Source organism: Cytobacillus sp. GQ23, assembly GCF_059758675.1.
Genome location: NZ_JCAXER010000035.1, coordinates 36,655 through 54,040 on the forward strand (window position 1 = coordinate 36,655; position 17,386 = coordinate 54,040).

21 protein-coding genes are annotated in these 17,386 nt (G+C 40.8%); 9 read left to right on the forward strand and 12 right to left on the reverse strand.

Annotated elements, in window-relative coordinates:
- Positions 1-264: 264 nt before the first annotated feature.
- The 4 genes from AC6CHU_RS22770 to AC6CHU_RS22785 all read right to left on the reverse strand — a co-directional run bounded on the left by AC6CHU_RS22770 (position 265) and on the right by AC6CHU_RS22785 (position 2,284).
- The gene (locus AC6CHU_RS22770; RefSeq protein WP_498122851.1) at positions 265-465 is read right to left on the reverse strand and encodes a hypothetical protein; all 201 of its coding nucleotides are present in this window, start codon (positions 463-465) and stop codon (positions 265-267) included.
- Between the two features lie 164 nt (positions 466-629).
- Positions 630-1,118, reverse strand: coding sequence for a YxiF family protein (locus tag AC6CHU_RS22775; protein WP_251284707.1), 489 nt, complete (start codon positions 1,116-1,118; stop codon positions 630-632).
- Positions 1,111-1,797, reverse strand: coding sequence for an HNH/endonuclease VII fold putative polymorphic toxin (locus tag AC6CHU_RS22780; protein ID WP_498122853.1), 687 nt, complete (start codon positions 1,795-1,797; stop codon positions 1,111-1,113). The genes AC6CHU_RS22775 and AC6CHU_RS22780 overlap by 8 nt, the downstream gene beginning before the upstream one ends.
- Positions 1,763-2,284, reverse strand: a complete 522-nt coding sequence (locus tag AC6CHU_RS22785) for a T7SS effector LXG polymorphic toxin (RefSeq protein ID WP_498122854.1) — start codon at positions 2,282-2,284, stop codon at positions 1,763-1,765. Before AC6CHU_RS22785 ends, AC6CHU_RS22780 begins: the two co-directional genes overlap by 35 nt.
- Here AC6CHU_RS22785 and AC6CHU_RS22790 point away from each other — a divergent pair.
- The 6 genes from AC6CHU_RS22790 to AC6CHU_RS22815 all read left to right on the forward strand — a co-directional run bounded on the left by AC6CHU_RS22790 (position 2,180) and on the right by AC6CHU_RS22815 (position 7,171).
- Positions 2,180-2,431, forward strand: a complete 252-nt coding sequence (locus AC6CHU_RS22790) for a hypothetical protein (RefSeq protein WP_201306606.1) — start codon at positions 2,180-2,182, stop codon at positions 2,429-2,431. The two genes, AC6CHU_RS22785 and AC6CHU_RS22790, sit on opposite strands and share 105 nt — an antisense overlap.
- A 211-nt stretch (positions 2,432-2,642) precedes the next feature.
- Complete coding sequence (locus AC6CHU_RS22795) at positions 2,643-2,999, forward strand: YwqH-like family protein (RefSeq protein ID WP_498122855.1); 357 nt, start codon at positions 2,643-2,645, stop codon at positions 2,997-2,999.
- A 15-nt stretch (positions 3,000-3,014) separates the two neighbouring features.
- Entirely contained in the window at positions 3,015-3,305 is a 291-nt protein-coding gene (locus AC6CHU_RS22800; RefSeq protein ID WP_498122856.1) for a YwqI/YxiC family protein, read from the forward strand.
- A gap of 205 nt (positions 3,306-3,510) precedes the next feature.
- Positions 3,511-4,695 carry a DUF4317 domain-containing protein gene (locus AC6CHU_RS22805; RefSeq protein WP_159870098.1) on the forward strand — a complete coding sequence of 395 codons (1,185 nt, stop codon included), beginning with the start codon at positions 3,511-3,513 and terminating at the stop codon, positions 4,693-4,695.
- 256 nt (positions 4,696-4,951) lie between these two features.
- A complete protein-coding gene (locus AC6CHU_RS22810; RefSeq protein WP_498122857.1) occupies positions 4,952-6,448 on the forward strand; it encodes a spore germination protein in 1,497 nt (498 codons plus the stop codon).
- An 18-nt stretch (positions 6,449-6,466) separates the two neighbouring features.
- Positions 6,467-7,171, forward strand: coding sequence for a Ger(x)C family spore germination protein (locus tag AC6CHU_RS22815; protein WP_498122859.1), 705 nt, complete (start codon positions 6,467-6,469; stop codon positions 7,169-7,171).
- A 241-nt stretch (positions 7,172-7,412) separates the two neighbouring features.
- On the opposite strand, the gene groL is transcribed toward AC6CHU_RS22815, so the two are convergent.
- Both groL and groES read right to left on the reverse strand, forming a co-directional pair.
- The gene (groL, locus tag AC6CHU_RS22820; RefSeq protein ID WP_159870086.1) at positions 7,413-9,044 is read right to left on the reverse strand and encodes a chaperonin GroEL; all 1,632 of its coding nucleotides are present in this window, start codon (positions 9,042-9,044) and stop codon (positions 7,413-7,415) included.
- Between the two features lie 58 nt (positions 9,045-9,102).
- Positions 9,103-9,387 carry a co-chaperone GroES gene (groES, locus tag AC6CHU_RS22825; RefSeq protein ID WP_009336289.1) on the reverse strand — a complete coding sequence of 95 codons (285 nt, stop codon included), beginning with the start codon at positions 9,385-9,387 and terminating at the stop codon, positions 9,103-9,105.
- Positions 9,388-9,679: 292 nt separating this feature from the next.
- On the opposite strand from groES, the gene AC6CHU_RS22830 reads away from it, so the two are divergent.
- Entirely contained in the window at positions 9,680-10,405 is a 726-nt protein-coding gene (locus tag AC6CHU_RS22830) for a CPBP family intramembrane glutamic endopeptidase (protein ID WP_159870083.1), read from the forward strand.
- Positions 10,406-10,445: 40 nt separating this feature from the next.
- Positions 10,446-10,637, forward strand: a complete 192-nt coding sequence (locus tag AC6CHU_RS22835) for a YdiK family protein (protein ID WP_159870080.1) — start codon at positions 10,446-10,448, stop codon at positions 10,635-10,637.
- Between the two features lie 21 nt (positions 10,638-10,658).
- Here AC6CHU_RS22835 and AC6CHU_RS22840 read toward each other — a convergent pair whose 3' ends face one another.
- Both AC6CHU_RS22840 and moaC read right to left on the reverse strand, forming a co-directional pair.
- Positions 10,659-11,303 carry a redox-sensing transcriptional repressor Rex gene (locus AC6CHU_RS22840; RefSeq protein ID WP_159870077.1) on the reverse strand — a complete coding sequence of 215 codons (645 nt, stop codon included), beginning with the start codon at positions 11,301-11,303 and terminating at the stop codon, positions 10,659-10,661.
- Between the two features lie 27 nt (positions 11,304-11,330).
- Positions 11,331-11,813 (reverse strand): cyclic pyranopterin monophosphate synthase MoaC, encoded by a 483-nt coding sequence (moaC, locus tag AC6CHU_RS22845; RefSeq protein WP_159870074.1) that lies wholly within the window; start codon positions 11,811-11,813, stop codon positions 11,331-11,333.
- A gap of 193 nt (positions 11,814-12,006) precedes the next feature.
- Between moaC and abc-f the strand changes: the two genes are divergently transcribed.
- Complete coding sequence (gene abc-f, locus AC6CHU_RS22850; RefSeq protein ID WP_251284703.1) at positions 12,007-13,932, forward strand: ribosomal protection-like ABC-F family protein; 1,926 nt, start codon at positions 12,007-12,009, stop codon at positions 13,930-13,932.
- A gap of 224 nt (positions 13,933-14,156) precedes the next feature.
- Here the strand turns inward: abc-f and tsaD are convergent, their stop codons facing one another.
- The 4 genes from tsaD to tsaE are packed head-to-tail and all read right to left on the reverse strand — an operon-like array spanning position 14,157 to position 16,807.
- A complete protein-coding gene (gene tsaD / locus AC6CHU_RS22855; protein WP_159870068.1) occupies positions 14,157-15,185 on the reverse strand; it encodes a tRNA (adenosine(37)-N6)-threonylcarbamoyltransferase complex transferase subunit TsaD in 1,029 nt (342 codons plus the stop codon).
- Positions 15,185-15,634 (reverse strand): ribosomal protein S18-alanine N-acetyltransferase, encoded by a 450-nt coding sequence (rimI, locus tag AC6CHU_RS22860; RefSeq protein WP_251284704.1) that lies wholly within the window; start codon positions 15,632-15,634, stop codon positions 15,185-15,187. The genes tsaD and rimI overlap by 1 nt, the downstream gene beginning before the upstream one ends.
- Positions 15,635-15,650: 16 nt before the next feature.
- Complete coding sequence (gene tsaB, locus AC6CHU_RS22865) at positions 15,651-16,355, reverse strand: tRNA (adenosine(37)-N6)-threonylcarbamoyltransferase complex dimerization subunit type 1 TsaB (protein ID WP_251284705.1); 705 nt, start codon at positions 16,353-16,355, stop codon at positions 15,651-15,653.
- Positions 16,352-16,807, reverse strand: a complete 456-nt coding sequence (tsaE, locus tag AC6CHU_RS22870) for a tRNA (adenosine(37)-N6)-threonylcarbamoyltransferase complex ATPase subunit type 1 TsaE (protein WP_251284706.1) — start codon at positions 16,805-16,807, stop codon at positions 16,352-16,354. Before tsaE ends, tsaB begins: the two co-directional genes overlap by 4 nt.
- Positions 16,808-17,386 lie beyond the last annotated feature (579 nt).

The window sequence follows — 17,386 nt, forward strand, 5'->3', positions numbered from 1 at the left end:
ACCCTGTCCACAGATACGTGTTTCAGGATAACATAAGCAGTCTGGTCATGCAAAAACAGATAAATTAGTTATCCCACTATAATTCCATAATATTCATATTTAACCTTTATCTTCTCTACTCAAACCCAAAAGGACTTTTGTGCAATGAAAAATTTCCTGCTTTTATTTAAGCTGGGTAGATTTTTGCTGTTTCTCTGCGATATGCCTCAAGCGCTTATTGGCATCAAAAAAGGGAAGCTTTTTCTAAAGCCCCCCAGACAGCTATTAATAAGGATATCCAAATCCAGGTCCACAACAAGGACGCGGGTAAAAAGGCGGCGGCGGTGGAGGATACCCATAATATGGACGCGGATAGAATAAAGCAGTGCCCAATAAACCTCCTGCTAACCCGCCTAAAAAAGGCAGGCCAAAGAATCCAATAAACCGCTGATTCTGCGGCTGATAAGGGCCTCTGTAAGGGTACATTCATTCATACCTCCATTTCCTCTGTATATGCCTACATTATTGTATATGCGTGGAAATGGGTTTGGCTTGGGCAAATGCACTACATTTGGCGGGGGAATGTTAGGGATATGTTAAATGAAAAACCTTGAAAGGCATTAAGCCATTCAAGGTTCTCATGTTTTTCCTTATGATAGTCCCCAAACACTTAACTCATAAAAATATTCCGTTCGTTCAATGCACAAACCAAAATTAAAATCTTCCGCCACTAGAATAAAATCTCCATATCCAACTGAAAAATTTGTTAACTCAATAATTTCATTTAAGTGACTAAATACTTCAGTAACATTAACCAACAATGCTTCTATTTCATTTTCTCTAAAAACTAATAGTCTTCCTTGTTTGGGTATTACTTCGATATTATCAACAGTATCATTTAACAATTGTATTGATTTTTGAATATGTTCTTTATAGTTTTCTCCTTGCAATTGAATCTTATTTTCCTTTGTGTTAAGTAGCGAAAACACATTCTTACAAAATAAATCATTATCTTCAATATCTAAAAAAGGTTCCTCTGTAAGATTCATGAAGTTTATTTCTTTTACCAAATTCCTTCTTCTACTTTGTCTTTTTAACAGCTTCATTTTTGTTTTTCTTTCGTCACCCAAATTAATCACCTTTCCATGGTCGACCTTTCTTTTTATAACCAACAAAATCTTCCGGGGAATATACAGGGTACTGATTATATCTTCCTTTTTCCAATGGGCTTCCTTTCAAATCGTCAGCACCATGAAAGTGAGGACCTCTCCCGAATTTATCCTCTCGGTGCTCTATGATATATTTTTTCTTACCATCTACTTCAAATTCATATACTCTTCTATTTTCAGTTGTTCCATCATAAACATCGACAGGTTTCTTGTGCTGAATAGAGTTAGGTATTCCCGCCCTTCTCTTTGCATCCCTAAATCCTCCATTTTTTGTTAATACCCTATCTATTTCATCCGTACCCTTACCAGCCTTCTTCCCCGGCAAGACCACATGGCCCTTTTCCTCTTTCAATATCCTTACAAGTGCATCAAAGTCACCCTTCTTGATGCTTTTCCGTATGACCTTGGTTCCTTGCTTTCGGACAACTGCCACGAGCGACAGGTATTCGAGTATCTCAAGCGGGGTTCCGTCAGCTATGGAGTCCAGTTCTCGAATTCCTCCCACTCGGTCTTCTGGAACGGAATCGACGAATTCATAGCCTGTTCCTTTTTCTCCATAGAATTCCCTGATAATCCGGCCGTCTTCGTATAGATGAAACTTTCCGCCCTGATTCTCACTGCCGACTCTGAAAGAGGCTGGAAAATTCATTGATGTATGTCTGCATCAGATATAGATCCTGCTCAATTGGATCAAGTGCCTGTGTTTGCTGGCTCTCAAAGGTTATAAGTTCATCAACCGTATTTCTCCGGTGAAGTTCCGCTCTCCTTACATGTGCCGAAAACTCCCCATCCCGCAGGTGAGGGAGACTGACAATATCAGAAACTTTCTGCATCACCGTATTAGTCTCTTCTGTTAAGCTAGTGGTTATAGATTCTGTTTTTACCAGACCCTGTGCCGCTTCTCCATCCAAAAAGCTCTGACGGATGAATCCATTGCCTGCCGGCTCGAGCATCTGAAGGGAAGAAGCCATTCTCTTTAAAGTATTTTGATAGTCTGCAAGAAAACCTTCAAAAAATAGGAGAAACGGAGAATGACATTCTTCGAAAAAAGCCCGAATAGCCGCCGCTCCCTCTCCCTGAAAGGACTCCTCAAGCGAGGTGATGTTCAGTATAAATCTCCTCCTGCCATTCGACAACTGAATAGAGACCTTCTGAAGGTATTAGATGCAAAGGAACTGCATGACGGATTGAAGGAGCTTCAATTCAGTCTGCACTCCTTAGAGGAGCAGATAAGAAACATTGCACGTGATGTAGACGGAGCCCATCACCAGAATTTTCCATAATCTATACTTTACACTAAAATTTAGAGTAATTTTATAATGATTTGTATTATTTTTACACCTTTATATAAAACAGCAATAATTACCCATCGACAAAATGACGAAAATAAGTAAAATATACCATCATTACAAAATTTCCCTGTGATATAGTAAGATAGATTCTATTTTTCCAGTTTAATAATATGAAAATGGCAGTATTTAGAGGTGTATACTCATGTCTTTAGGATATTACTACAGTTTATTGACGAAGAAACAAAATGATCTGCAGAGACTGCTGGCCTGTGAGAGAGAACTCCAAGGAAAACATCAGGAGTTTAACCACTATCGGCAAACCGTCACAAAGCCGGATCTTTCCCCTTTTACCTGGCAGGGAAAGCTGGCAGATGAATTTGAGGATATCCGGTTTGAACAAATGCTTAAAAGTTACATTGACATTGAGTCAGATCAGTTTCTTGAGGTATTTTCAGCCATTAGTCGAAAGCAGCAGCAGATCCAGCAGGAAATCGATTCTATTAAACAAACAATCGCTTCCCTGGAAGCACAGCTTGCTGCAGAGAGGTCGAAGCAATAATGAGGAGGCATGAGAATGGATACTGAGATTAAGCTAAGAATAAACGAAATAGAACGGGCACTATCTAAACTTCAATCCTCCGCAAACGGGCTCCAGCCATCCCTTCCATCCACTATTGGAGAGAATAATGTTCTTGATTTTATCAATAAATTGAATGCACTAAATAGGCAGCTTCAGCAGGTGACAGAGGCGTATAAGTCTGTACTGCTCCAAAACGAAGAAACAACGCGACATTCTGCACAATTCTTAGATGAATCAGATCGGCTGCTTTCCAGGGGGATTTATAGCAGTGCGGAAAAGAATTAGCATTGAGGGTCCAAAAAGATGCTTCCCATAAGTTGATCAAAACTTGTGTGAAGCATCTTTTATTTTGGAACCAGATTTCCGCAGTCACCTCCCCTTAATACACACCTTATCAAAAAAGCGAAAATAGATAATAATTTATAGAGCTGCTGTATTTTGTTATTCTAGTAAATATGCATACTGGCCAGCTTAGGAGTGGATTTTAACTGTGAACAAAAAAGACATTGCACAGATTCGGAAACAATTTAAATTAAATAATGACCTACTGAAAATCTCAGATATTTTTAACGTCTATATTATGAAGGAATCAAGCGAGATTTATCATTATGAGAGCCAGCCTTTTGAAATGCTGGATCAGGATCAGCAGGAGCTGTTTATGGACAATTTCAAAAAGCTGCTGGGCGGCCAATTGGATGAAAAGCTCTTTGAATTAAAGTTCCGGAGAGATGCGGAAAACAGCAGTCAGCTCATTCTTCATCAAGGGCTGCTGACCAATGAAGCTGAGGCCTGGACGGAACAAATGCTTCAAATTGTCGGCAAGATGCTGGGAATCCGGCAATATGATAAGGATATTGTCGTCACATTCATTCGCGGGGAATATCTTAAGCCAATGAAACGCCGCAATCCAGAAGCTGAAGAAAGTGAACGGGATGCTGTTTATTCTCATCCCTTTATTCTCTGCAGCATCAATAACACACAGGAACCGAAAAAAGAACTGCTTTTTGACTATGTGGAAAGGGAATTTAAATATCATTTTACCGTTGATCCGATTATCAACCTAAAGTCTCCCATTTCAGGGTTCCTATTCCCTTGCTTCACCGAAAATGCAGCTGATGTCAATCACGTTCTGTATTCTGCAGGCAAGGTCCATGAGCCCGACCATTTGTTCATTGAGGACGTTTTAAACGGGGAAGAAACGATGACGGCGCAGGATGATAAAATTGTTTTTGAGGAAATTATCAAAGACGTAACAGGAGATCAGATTAACACATCAACACTTTCCAACGTATATGAAGAGATTAACCGGATCATTGTGGAAAACGAAGAGGATGAACCGCCGAAGCTCGATTCTAAAGACGTAGAGCGTGTTTTAAAGGTGAGCGGCATCGAAGATATTGATTCTGAAAAGGTCCAATCTGCTTATCAAAAGATTATTGATGATGACAAATATGAAATAAAGGCTAGCAGCGTCCTGCCTAAATACAATTCAAAATCAATCAAGATCAGCACAAAAGCAGCCAACATCTCCATCTGCCCGCAGGATCTGAGATATGTAAAACAAATCCATTTTGACGGCAAGCGTTATCTGATGATTGAGGTAGAAGAAGATACTGTGATTGAAGGATTTACAATGATTCCGGAAGCTTTTGGCGGGGGTCAGAATAAAGAATAAAGCAGATGGGCTGCCTTACGAAAATTTCAACCTCCCTTACATTAAAAAAGGAATTCCCAAATTGGAATTCCTTTTTTTTGCGTCTAAGACAACATTGTGCTTGGACCTCCCCTATATCTCTTTATTTTTCGCTGGCACCCTTTTAATAATAAAAATCGATACTAATTCCAACTTCCATTTTATTCATAATTTATGAATAGATTCATACTAAACCCTCATACTAACCTTACGGACTTTTACGTAGGTGATGAGACAAGTGGTTAGATGGAAAAAAAAGAATCGGATACGTTCAATTCAACGCGATCAAACAAATGCTCCGCAAATAAATCAATTATCAGATGATCTTGAAGAAAATATTTCTTATGTACAGCAGGCTTTAGGAAAAACATCAGACCTTAATTTTCGAACGTTTAGCAGTGAAAGAAAAATAGCTATTTTCCATATAAGCGGAATTACAAATACTGATACGATTAATGAGCATATCATTGAGCGGTTAAACGAAGGTTCAATCCAGCAGATAGAAGACATAAAGCAAATTATTACAGTCAATAATGTTTTTGAGGAAAAGGTTCGTGAAAAAATTATAGATGCCCTTGTAAAAGGCAAAACGGTGATTTTTTTAGAAAGTTCACCAATTGCTATTGTCGCAGAAACGAAACAAATTGAAACCCGGGGGATCGAAGAGTCCAGTGCCCAGGCAGTCATCCGTGGCCCAAAGGAAAGTTTTACAGAAAGCTTTGAAAAAAACATGGGTTTGCTCAGGTCGCGTATTCAATCTCCTCAATTACGTCTAAAAACCATGACGGTGGGAGAAGTAACACAAACAAATGTCGGGGTTGCCTATATTGAAAACATCGTTAATGAAAAAGTTTTAAAGGAAGTCATCGAACGTATATCATCTATTAAAGTAGATGCCATCTTAGATTCCAGTTATATTGAGACGTATATTAAAGATGATGATCGAACGTTATTTCCTTTAATTAAGGATTCTGAACGCCCTGATTCTGTAGCCGCTGAATTATTGGAAGGCAAGGTAGCGATCATTGTGGACGGAACACCATTTGTACTTATTGCCCCTGGTGTGTTTATTCAATTTTTTCAATCTGCAGAGGATTATTATCAAAATCCTTACATTTCTTCCTTTTTAAGAATTCTAAGGATTGGATCTTTCTTTGTTTCTCTTTTAGCCCCTGCCCTTTATATTGCTATTTTGGCGCACCATGAAGGTCTTATTCCTACTACACTTCTCATTAGCATCCTGGCTCAAAGGGATGGTGTTCCATTTCCGATCGTTATTGAAGCGTTAGTTATGGAAATTATTTTCGAGGTTTTAAGGGAAGCTGGAATCCGAATGCCCAGGACTGTAGGGTCTGCTTTATCAATTGTTGGAGCCCTTATCATTGGTCAAGCCGCAGTAGAAGCAGGGTTCGTGGCTGCGTCTACCGTTATTGTGGTATCTATTACTGCGATATCAAGTTTTTCTATCCCCTATTACTCGATGTCGATTGTAACCCGATTGCTAAGATTCGTGTTTATCATTTGCTCTTCATTTATAGGCATTTACGGGATTGTCATTGCATTTATCATCATCCTTTTACATATGTGCGATCTTCGTTCCTTTGGAATGCCTTATTTATCACCGTTTGCGCCAGTTCGAAAAAACGACTTAAAAGATGCTGTTTTCCGGCCTTCCCTTCGTTCATTAAAAAAAAGACCCTATCCTGCAAATAAAAGGAATCGGATTCGAGCATAGCAACAAGGGGGTGGAAGAATGAAAAAATATATGATCATTGTCATTTATATAGGAATGGTATTAACCGGATGTTCCAATTATACAGAGTCCAATAACATTGGGCTGATTACGGGAATGGGCATTGATTATGATAAAGAATCAGACTTGTATGAAGTTACATTACAGATGATCAACCCAAGCGGAGTTGCTGGCAGTTCACAAGGCAGCGGTGGCATTCCTGTCCATCAAATAGAGGGAAAAGGAAATACGATATCAGAAGCTACAAGAAATTCTTCAAAGAAAATATCGCGAACAAATATATTTTCCCACCTCTCCGCGGTTGTCATATCGGAAGAACTGGCAAGAGAAAAAGGAATTAATTTTATTTTGGATGCATTCGAAAGGGATGCTCGAGTAAGGACCAATATTCCAATTATTGTGGCTAGAGGGCATTCTGCAAAAATCATGTTATCTATTTTGCCTGCACAAGATAAAATTCCCTCCGTTGCATTTGTAAAAAAGATTAATGATACAGCTAAGGTATTAGGTGAAAATACAGAAATCACTATTTTCAATACCGTATCAGCGATATCAAGCAAAGGAAAAGAACCAGTCATTAACGGAATGAGAATAGTAGGGAATGTCGAACAAGGAGCATCGAAAGCAAACGATGAAAAAGTAGAAAACACTTATGTTATGGCAGATGGACTTGCTAATTTCATGAATGAGTTCCTCCGTACTTAAAAGGTATTTCACTTGAATATATATATTCTTTGCCAATGTGCGTATCTTATGACAGAAGCTTTAGAGGTGGAAAATTAACAAACTTTATTTATAAAAAAGAATCCATTTTGATATTGTATCAAAATGGATTCTTCTTTTACTTTATAGACTACGTTTAGGTAGGCTCAGGCCCCTATTTGGCACCTAACATGATGGTTTCACCTTAAAACCCCTGAAAAAAATAGGAGTTTTTAAGGCTGGATTACATCATGCCGCCCATTCCACCCATGCCGCCCATGTCAGGCATTGCAGGAGCAGGATTTTCTTCTGGCTTGTCAGCAACTACTGCTTCAGTGGTTAAGAACATAGCTGCAACAGATCCAGCGTTTTGAAGTGCTGAACGAGTTACTTTAGTTGGATCAACGATACCAGCTTCGATCATGTTTACCCACTCGCCAGTAGCAGCGTTGAAGCCTGTTCCAACTTCCTCGCGCTTTAAGCGATCAACGATTATAGAACCTTCAAGGCCTGCATTGTGTGCAATTGTGCGTACAGGCTCTTCCATCGCACGAAGTACAATGTTGATACCCGTAGCTTCATCGCCTTCAGCCTGGATAGAAGCCACTTTGTTGTATACGTTTAGAAGGGCAACACCACCACCGGAAACGATTCCTTCTTCTACAGCTGCACGTGTAGAGTTAAGGGCGTCTTCAATGCGAAGCTTACGCTCTTTCAATTCAGTTTCAGTAGCAGCACCAACTTTAACTACTGCCACACCGCCAGCTAGCTTAGCAAGGCGCTCTTGTAATTTTTCGCGGTCAAATTCAGAAGTTGTTTCTTCCATTTGAGTGCGGATCTGGTTCACACGGCCAGCGATTTGCGCGCTGTCACCAGCACCTTCAACAATCGTAGTGTTTTCTTTCGTAACAACCACTTTAGAAGCGCGTCCTAAAGAGTCGATTGTAGCAGATTTAAGGTCACGGCCTAACTCTTCAGTGATTACTTCACCGCCAGTCAGGATCGCGATATCTTCAAGCATAGCTTTACGGCGGTCACCGAAGCCAGGAGCTTTAACCGCTACAGCGTTGAAAGTTCCGCGAAGCTTATTCACTACTAATGTAGCAAGTGCTTCACCTTCAACATCTTCAGCTACTAGCAATAATGGCTTGCCTTGCTGTACAACCTGCTCAAGTACAGGAAGGATTTCCTGGATGCTTGTAATCTTCTTATCAGTGATTAAGATATAAGGGTTTTCAAGAACCGCTTCCATCTTATCAGAATCTGTAACCATGTATGGAGAAGCATATCCGCGGTCGAACTGCATACCTTCTACCACATCAAGCTCAGTTGTGAATCCTTTAGATTCTTCGATAGTGATAACACCGTCGTTGCCAACACGCTCCATAGCTTCAGCAATCAGCTGGCCAACTTCATTGTCAGCAGCGGAAATCGCAGCAACCTGTGCGATGGATTCTTTGTTTTCGATCGGTTTTGAAATAGCTTTTAATTCTTCAACAGCAGTAGAAACCGCTTTTTCAATTCCTTTGCGGATGCCCATTGGGTTAGCACCTGCAGTTACGTTCTTAAGGCCTTCACGGATCATTGCCTGAGCAAGAACAGTTGCAGTAGTTGTACCGTCACCGGCAACATCGTTTGTTTTGCTTGCTACTTCAGCAACAAGCTTCGCACCCATGTTTTCGAATGCATCTTCAAGTTCGATTTCTTTTGCGATTGTCACCCCATCATTCGTGATTAATGGTGAACCGAATTTCTTCTCAAGAACCACGTTGCGTCCTTTAGGTCCAAGAGTTACTTTTACCGCATTTGCAAGGGAATCTACACCGCGAAGCATCGCGCGGCGGGCTTCTTCACTAAATTTAATCTCTTTAGCCATTGATAAAAACCTCCTCAAAAATTTTCACTTTATCTTTTAATCTGCAACTAATCGGCGATTAGCCAATTACAGCAAGAATGTCATTTTCACGTAAAATTAAGTATTCTTTGCCTTCGTACTTCACTTCAGTACCGGCATATTTTGAGAAGATGATACGGTCGCCGTCAGCAACTTCAAGGGCAACACGCTCACCGTTTTCAAGAACGCGGCCAGTTCCCACAGCTACAACTTTGCCTTCTTGAGGCTTTTCTTTAGCAGTGTCCGGCAGTACAATGCCGCTTGCAGTTTTTTCTTCAGTTTCAACAAGCTCGATAATGATTCGATCACCTAGTGGCTTTAACAAGTGAAACAACCTCCTCAAATAATATGTAAATATTTTTATTTATTAGCACTCTCTCTTTATGAGTGCTAACACAATTATTATATTAATGAATCTCATATCTATTTGCAAGGGTGAAGCTTAAATTTTTTATAAAAAATTTCCTCATAGACAACCTCTTAAGTATGCTTCACCAGCCCTCATTTTAATCATGTACTTCTCCTCCTTTGATGCTGATATTTGAAACACCCTCCCTATAAAGAGTACAATGGCTTTAGGACTTGCAACCAACACTCAGATTAAGGAGTAAAACACTTTGAAGAAGGAATATTGGATTATATTAATCGCCTATATTGCCATGCAGCTTTCAAGCTTGTTTGGTGTTCCGCTCGTATTAATAACTGCCGATGCCCTGGGACATAACCCCGAGAATATGCAGATTCTTGCTGTAGCCTACTGGCTCGTAATCAGTTTCACGATTACGCTGACCATTACGCTTCTATTACTAAGGAAAGAAATGAAAAGGGGACTCGATCGGGATGCCTCTTCTGTGGCAGGCTCAGCGGGCTGGGCAATAGGAGGCATATTTTTGGCCCTGATTGCTCAAGCTACTGCTGCAAGTATTGAAAACCTGATTGGCATTGAAATGGGCTCTGAAAATACGCAGCAGATTATCCGGATTATTGAAGCATCGCCAATTGTCATTTTAATCAGCTCGGTCATCGGGCCAATCCTTGAGGAGATCGTCTTTAGGAAAATTATTTTCGGTTCCCTCCATAAGCGCTTTAACTTCTTCCTGTCTGCCCTGATCAGCTCGGTTATTTTTGCACTTGCTCATTTTGAGCCTGAACATGTATTGCTATACTCGGCAATGGGATTCACCTTTGCCTTCTTATATGTAAAGACCAAGAGGATTATCGTGCCGATTTTTGCCCATGTGGCGATGAATACCTTTGTTGCGGTTGTTCAGCTGAATCAGGATAATTTACAAAAGTGGTTAAAAGAAATGGAAAATTTGCAGAGCTTTATCAGCTTTTTCTAGAAAGAATGCTGTGGAGTTTTAAACTTACTGGGGGATTATCATGAGAAGCACACCTTTGTTTTCAGGCTTTATTTACATCCTTCTCGGATGCCTTTTCACTTTTATAGCCATCCAGAATACCCAGCGGGAAGAAACCTGGGGATTCTTTACTTATTTTTTAATCCTAATTGCTACATTTGATTTTGGCACCGGCCTGCGGATGCTTGGCCTGCATTTTAAAATGAAAAAATGAGCCGCATAAGGCTCATTTTTTTTACACTTCTTCAGGATAATTTTTAAGAAAATAAACCAGTGACTGCAATTCCACTGCCAGATCGATATGGTGAATCCGAATCGAGGACGGCACAGTGAGCCTCGCAGGTGTAAAGTTAAGGATTCCTTTTATTTTCGCATTCACCATCCGATCGGTGATAGTCTGGGCAGGCGGTGCAGGCACCGTTAAAATTGCCACCTGAATATTATTTTTCACAATCACTTCTTCAAGGTCATCCATATGATGGACCGGAACATCACCGATTTTCGTGCCAACCTTACTCTCATCCACATCAAAGGCTACTTCTATTTTCGTATTATTATTTTTAAGAAAATTGTAGTTTAGAAAAGCGGTCCCTAAATTCCCTACCCCGATCAAAGCGACTTTAGTCAGCTCGTCCTGGTCAAGAGTCTTCCGAAAGAAGCCTAAGAGGTAGTTCACATTATATCCATATCCTTTTTTCCCTAACGCACCGAAGTACGAAAAATCACGGCGGATTGTTGCAGAATCCACTTTTACCGCCTCACTCAATTCTGCTGATGAGACTCTCTGTTTGCCGGAGGAATGAAGGTTCTTTAGGAAGCGGTAATATAATGGCAGCCGTTTAGCTGTTGCCTGTGGTATCTTAATTGGTTCATTGGCCATTCGTCCATCCCCATTTCTTATGATGTATTAATTTCGTTTAAAATCTCCGTTTTTCCCGCCTGTTTTCTCTATTAAAAAGGTTGGTCCAATTACCATTCCTTTATCTACAGCCTTACACATATCATAAACGGTCAGCGCACAGACTGAAGCAGCTGTTAACGCTTCCATTTCCACACCCGTATTTCCTTTTGTTTTAACAGAAGCCGTAATGATAAGGACATACTCATCCTCTTCTGCTTTCCATGAAAATGAAATATCGACACCCTTAAGAGGCAGCGGATGGCACATCGGAATAATGTCCCATGTTTTCTTGCTTGCCATAATGCCTGCCGTTTGTGCAACAGCAAGAACATCCCCTTTTTTCATGGAGTTTGATGTGATCTTTTCGTAAATCTCCTGATTCACCGAAATACTTGACTGAGCAATGGCTGTCCTTGCGGTCTCAGGCTTATCGCTGACATCCACCATTTTTGCCCTGCCTTCTTGATTAAAATGAGTAAAATCCGCCATTAAAAAAACACCTCTCTTCAAAATCATACACTATTTTTCGGATTCTTTGTATGTGCATTGTAAGGTTCTTCACATATTTATTTACCTTTTCTTCTGTTTTAATGACCTTCATCCGGGCTTATAGTCCTGTCTCCTTTATTGCCGAACAATATATGAATGAGTTACACTTACTCTATACCAGAGGTGAAAGAACATGATACTATTACAAGTCAATCAGCTGGCAAAAAGTTTTGGAGCTGATCCCATTTTAACGAATATAAAGCTTGAAGTACAAACCAGGGACCGTATTGCCCTTGTAGGACGCAATGGTGCAGGAAAATCTACCCTTTTAAAAATAATTGCCGGACAAATGACGTATGATTCCGGAGAGATCATAAAGCCAAAGGAAGTAACCATTGGCTATCTTGCCCAAAATACCGGCCTGGAATCAGATTTATCCATATGGGAGGAAATGCTGACTGTTTTCAGTCATCTGCAAAAGCAGGAAAAACAGCTTCGCAGCCTTGAAGAGCAAATGGCGGATCCTGATGTCCTTGGTAATTCTGATGCCTATGAACGAGTTTTAAAAGATTACGACAAACTCCAGGTTGATTTCAAAGAAAATGGCGGTTATCAATATGAAGCTGATATACGTTCCATTCTCCATGGACTCAACTTCAGCTCAATGGGCTATGATACAAAAATTTCGTCCTTGAGCGGCGGTCAGCGAACAAGGCTGGCCCTTGGTAAACTTCTGCTCACAAAGCCTGATATACTAATCCTGGATGAGCCTACCAACCACCTTGATATAGAAACACTATCGTGGCTCGAACAATACCTGCAGGGCTACAGCGGTGCCATTCTGATCGTATCACATGACCGCTACTTTCTTGATAAGGTCGTTTCCCAGGTTTACGAGATATCGCGCCACCAAATAAGAAAGTACCCTGGAAACTACAGTTCCTATTTGGATCAAAAAGCAGCTAATTTTGAAAAAGAAATGAAGCAATTCGAAAAACAGCAGGAAGAAATCGCTAAGCTTCAAGACTTTATTCAGCGAAACCTTGCCCGTGCCTCCACTACTAAAAGGGCACAAAGCCGCAGAAAGCAGCTGGCCAGAATGGACGTGATGGACAGGCCGCAGGGAGACGAGAAATCAGCTTCCTTTGGGTTTGATATCGAACGGCAGTCAGGCAATGAAGTATTGAATATATATTCTTTAGCAATAGGGTACAAAGAAATAGTGAGCGAGAATATTTCTATGCGGCTGGCAAGAGGCGATAGTATTGCACTTGTAGGACCAAATGGAATTGGCAAATCCACATTGCTTAAAACCATTATTAAGAAAATCCCTTCTTTTACTGGGGAGATTCAATATGGCTCTAATGTGACCATTGGCTACTATGACCAGGAACAGGCAGAGCTCACAAGCAATAAACGAGTACTGAACGAATTATGGGATGAATACCCTCTTAAACCGGAAAAAGAAATCCGGACCATACTTGGGAACTTTCTCTTCTCCGGCGATGATGTTCTTAAAACAGTTTCAACACTGAGCGGCGGGGAAAAGGCCCGGCTTGCACTTGCAAAGCTTATGATGCAGAAAGCCAATTTCCTGATTCTTGACGAGCCTACAAACCATTTGGATCTGGACAGCAAGGAAATCCTTGAAAATGCATTGATCGATTATCCAGGAACTATTCTCTTTGTATCTCATGACCGATATTTTATCAACAGAATTACAACTAAGGTAGTTGAGCTTTCTGGAAACGGTGCAGCAGAATATCTTGGTGATTATGATTATTATGTAGAAAAAAAGCAGGAACAAAAGGAATTGCTTGCACTCAATGAGCAGGATATATCCACTGTTTCACAGCCTGTAAAGCAGGAAAAAAAGAACTACCAGCTGGATAAAGAAGCCAAAAAGCTAGAACGCCAGCGAAAAAGAAGAATGGAAGAAATTGAAGTGGAAATTGAAGCATTAGAGACAGCAATAGATACTAATGATCAGCTGCTCTGTGATCCGGCTGTTTATCAGGACCATGAAAAAGTAATGGAAATAACGAATGAAACGGATGAAGCAAAAGCAAAGCTGGAAGAATTGATGGAAGAATGGACGCTTTTAGCTGAAGAGGATTAAAGGAATATTCATAACTTTTAGACTGGTAGAATAGTCACTGCCAGTCTTTTTTATTATCCACAGAGATAATCACAAGAAAAATGCAGTTATATGTACTCTCCACAGACTTTTCCACATTATCCACAGTTAAAGCTGATTTTACCCACATTATCAACATAAAATTCTGAAATAATTGACTTTATCCACAAAAAAAGCCCCCAATGCTGTCGGGGACTTTTTCCTAATTATTTATCATTGTGGATAGTAATGTCCAAACCGGGATTGGCATTTAAATCAAGACCGGCAAATTGTCCTTTTTCAAACAAAACACTTCCTGCAGCAGCAATCATCGCTGCATTATCTGTGCATAAAGTTAATGGAGGAATAATTAGCTTTATGTCGGATCTGTTTCCAAATTTCTTTTCTAAAGAAGCCCTAAGTCCTTTATTCGCTGCCACTCCGCCTGCAAGAAGCAGCTGCTTTACCTTATATTCTTCCACTGCTCTTTCTGTTTTTGTAACCAGGACATCAATGACACTATCCTGGAAGCTCGCCGCAAGATCTTCAGGAACGATCGTCTCGCCCCTTTGTTCAGCATTGTGAACAGTGTTGATAACGGCAGATTTTAATCCGCTGAAGCTAAAATCATATGAACCTTCTTCCAGCCAGGCTCTCGGCAGCTGAATAGCCGGATTTCCTTCATGGGCGAGTCTGTCAATGTGAGGACCGCCCGGATAAGGCAAATTTAAGGTCCGGGCAACTTTATCATATGCCTCTCCTGCAGCATCATCCCTTGTCTCGCCAATCACTTCAAAATGTCCATGCTCTTTCATATAGACGAGTTCAGTATGTCCACCAGAGACTACCAGTGAAAGTAACGGAAATTCCATTTCTTCCACCAGTCGGTTGGCATAAATATGACCTGCTATATGATGCACACCAACAAGCGGGATACCGTGAGCAAACGCAATGGCTTTTGCGGCATTAACCCCTATCAGGAGCGCACCTACAAGGCCAGGCCCTTCTGTCACTGCTATTGCTGAAAGTTCGGAATATGTGACGCCAGCCTTATTCAATGCTTCTTCAAGCACGATCGTTATCTGTTCAACATGATGGCGGGAAGCTATTTCCGGAACCACTCCGCCAAAACGTTTATGGCTTTCGATTTGGGAAGCAACGATATTGGCTGCAATTTCACGCCCATTCTTAATGATGGCTACTGCCGTTTCGTCACAGCTGGTTTCAATCGCCATGATCCATTGATCTTTTTTCATTATAAATTCACCCACATTACTAAAGCATCTTCTTGATTATCAGTGTAATAGTTCTTCCTGATTGCTCCGTTTTGAAAGCCTAGCTTTCGGTATAAAGACTGAGCTGTGAAGTTGGATACCCTTACTTCCAGAGTCATTGTGATGGCCCCCTTTTCAGACGCAAGCTCCATCAGCTGCCGCATCAAAGCTTCTCCAAGCTTTCTCCCCCGGTATTCAGGGAGCAGGGCAACATTTGTAATATGTGCCTCATCCACGACAATCCATGCTCCACAGTAGCCTATTACTTTATTGTCTTCTTCTAAAACAACATACAAAGCAAATTGGTTATGTGTTATTTCGTTAAAAAAGGCCTCCCTGCTCCAGGGTGTAGCAAAGGATTTGTGTTCAATTTCCAATACATCATCAATATCCTCTTCACTCATCAAACGGAAAGTTAAGGATTTATTCATACGTTCGCTTCCTCATCTATAACTTTTTTTCCTGGTTTGCTTTTATCCAATTAGCTTCAGCTTCCGCCATCCTAATGTAATTTGGTATAAAAGAATGGACCTCCTCAGGCTCCCGGTCCCTTCCTAATAAAGCAAGTTCGGCCGGCCTTGGATTATGTTCCGCAGGTGAAGCGAACACTGCCCGCTCTTTCAGGACGTCTGTAAATACCTCTTTATGCAGGGGCAAATCATTCCCGATAAAAAGGACGTTTTCCTGCTGCTCTGAAAGCCTGTCTGCCCAATCTTTTGAAGGAAGGAGCTGGTCTTTGATCAGCGATACTAACTGTCCTTCCCTATATTGATACAGGCCGGTATATATTTGCCCTCTCCTTGCATCAAACAAAGGCGATATGACGCCATTAAAATATCTGCCTGACGAGGCTGCATATATTTCAAGGCTTGATACCCCTACGAGCGGCTTATTTAAAGTCCATGCCAGTGTTTTTGCAATGGTTACTCCAATACGCACGCCTGTATAAGAACCAGGCCCTTTCGCAACAACAATCTTATCTACTTCAGCCGGCTTAACACCGCAATCTTTCATTAATATATCAATAGCTGGCATAACGCGGACAGAATGATTCTTTTTTACATTTGTAATATACTCGCCTAAAACCTGATCACCATCCAGAAGAGCTACTCCCAGAGGGTAATTGGATGTATCAATGGCTAAAACCTTCATGACATAATCTCCTTACACAATTCCTCATATCTTTTTCCCTTTGGATCCAGAACCAGCCTTCTTGAATCATGATCATCAAGATATAAATATATCGTTAATAACTCTTCCGGCAGCTGTTCCTTAACAAGGTGAGCCCATTCTACAACTGTGACCCCATTGCCATCAAAATATTCATCAAACCCCAAATCCTCAAAGGAATCTTCCACTCTATATACATCCATGTGATAAAGGGGCAATCTTCCGTGGTATTCCTTAATAATCGTAAAGGTTGGGCTATTTACATTCCGTTTTATATCAAGCCCTTTGGCAAGCCCCTTGGTGAATGTCGTTTTCCCTGCACCCAAATCTCCTTCCAGAGCAAGGACATCGCCCGGCTGAAGCAGACTGCCAAGCTTTTCGGAAAACCCCATCGTATCCTCTGGCTTCTTTGAGATAAACTCAAACTGACTCATATATTCATCACCTTTTATGGTCTAATCTATAAATTGAAAGGATCTTTTCTAAAAGATTGTTGTTTTGGTTTGTGAATTCTGTCCGTTGATTGCAGCGAAAGGCACGCAGCGGTACGCGGGGAGAATGCGAGCCTCCTCGGCCTGCGGGGTCTCGCACTTCCCACTCCTCCCGCGGGAGAACATTGATAAGCTTCCTCGAGTATGCTCACATAGAGGAAATGCGTCAGCATTTTCGAGGGTCAAGTGCCCACAGCGAAGATCAACTCAGCAAATTAACTAGTTATAAAAAAGCAACAAACTTTACGAAAAAAGCCAATTGAAAAGAAAAAGCACAAACGCCTTATCACCCACTGTGTCTGAGGAGCAGCTGGGGATAAGCCTAGATATTCTCGATTTGAATTCTGAGATTACAAAAAAACCTTAGGATAAATCCTAAGGAGAATAGTCTATATGTAGTTTACCTTATTTTGCAGCAATGGGCAAAGTAAGCTATTTTCAATATTAATACCCCTATACACTTAGGTTAAAAAAGCATAAAAAAAAGACGAAACCTAGTTTCGTTTTACTATTTATAACTAT

What these genes read in the sequence shown, in the direction of transcription:
- rimI (WP_251284704.1), bottom strand. Translation starts at nt 15,634, where the DNA reads ATGAATAAATCCTTAACTTTCCGTTTGATGAGTGAAGAGGATATTGAT.
- tsaB (WP_251284705.1), bottom strand. Translation starts at nt 16,355, where the DNA reads ATGAAGGTTTTAGCCATTGATACATCCAATTACCCTCTGGGAGTAGCT.
- tsaE (WP_251284706.1), bottom strand. Translation starts at nt 16,807, where the DNA reads ATGAGTCAGTTTGAGTTTATCTCAAAGAAGCCAGAGGATACGATGGGG.
- AC6CHU_RS22815 (WP_498122859.1), top strand. Translation starts at nt 6,467, where the DNA reads ATGAAAAAATATATGATCATTGTCATTTATATAGGAATGGTATTAACC.
- tsaD (WP_159870068.1), bottom strand. Translation starts at nt 15,185, where the DNA reads ATGAAAAAAGATCAATGGATCATGGCGATTGAAACCAGCTGTGACGAA.
- AC6CHU_RS22840 (WP_159870077.1), bottom strand. Translation starts at nt 11,303, where the DNA reads ATGGCCAATGAACCAATTAAGATACCACAGGCAACAGCTAAACGGCTG.
- AC6CHU_RS22790 (WP_201306606.1), top strand. Translation starts at nt 2,180, where the DNA reads ATGACATTCTTCGAAAAAAGCCCGAATAGCCGCCGCTCCCTCTCCCTG.
- moaC (WP_159870074.1), bottom strand. Translation starts at nt 11,813, where the DNA reads ATGGCGGATTTTACTCATTTTAATCAAGAAGGCAGGGCAAAAATGGTG.
- AC6CHU_RS22780 (WP_498122853.1), bottom strand. Translation starts at nt 1,797, where the DNA reads ATGAATTTTCCAGCCTCTTTCAGAGTCGGCAGTGAGAATCAGGGCGGA.
- AC6CHU_RS22770 (WP_498122851.1), bottom strand. Translation starts at nt 465, where the DNA reads ATGTACCCTTACAGAGGCCCTTATCAGCCGCAGAATCAGCGGTTTATT.
- groL (WP_159870086.1), bottom strand. Translation starts at nt 9,044, where the DNA reads ATGGCTAAAGAGATTAAATTTAGTGAAGAAGCCCGCCGCGCGATGCTT.
- AC6CHU_RS22795 (WP_498122855.1), top strand. Translation starts at nt 2,643, where the DNA reads ATGTCTTTAGGATATTACTACAGTTTATTGACGAAGAAACAAAATGAT.
- AC6CHU_RS22800 (WP_498122856.1), top strand. Translation starts at nt 3,015, where the DNA reads ATGGATACTGAGATTAAGCTAAGAATAAACGAAATAGAACGGGCACTA.
- abc-f (WP_251284703.1), top strand. Translation starts at nt 12,007, where the DNA reads ATGATACTATTACAAGTCAATCAGCTGGCAAAAAGTTTTGGAGCTGAT.
- AC6CHU_RS22835 (WP_159870080.1), top strand. Translation starts at nt 10,446, where the DNA reads ATGAGAAGCACACCTTTGTTTTCAGGCTTTATTTACATCCTTCTCGGA.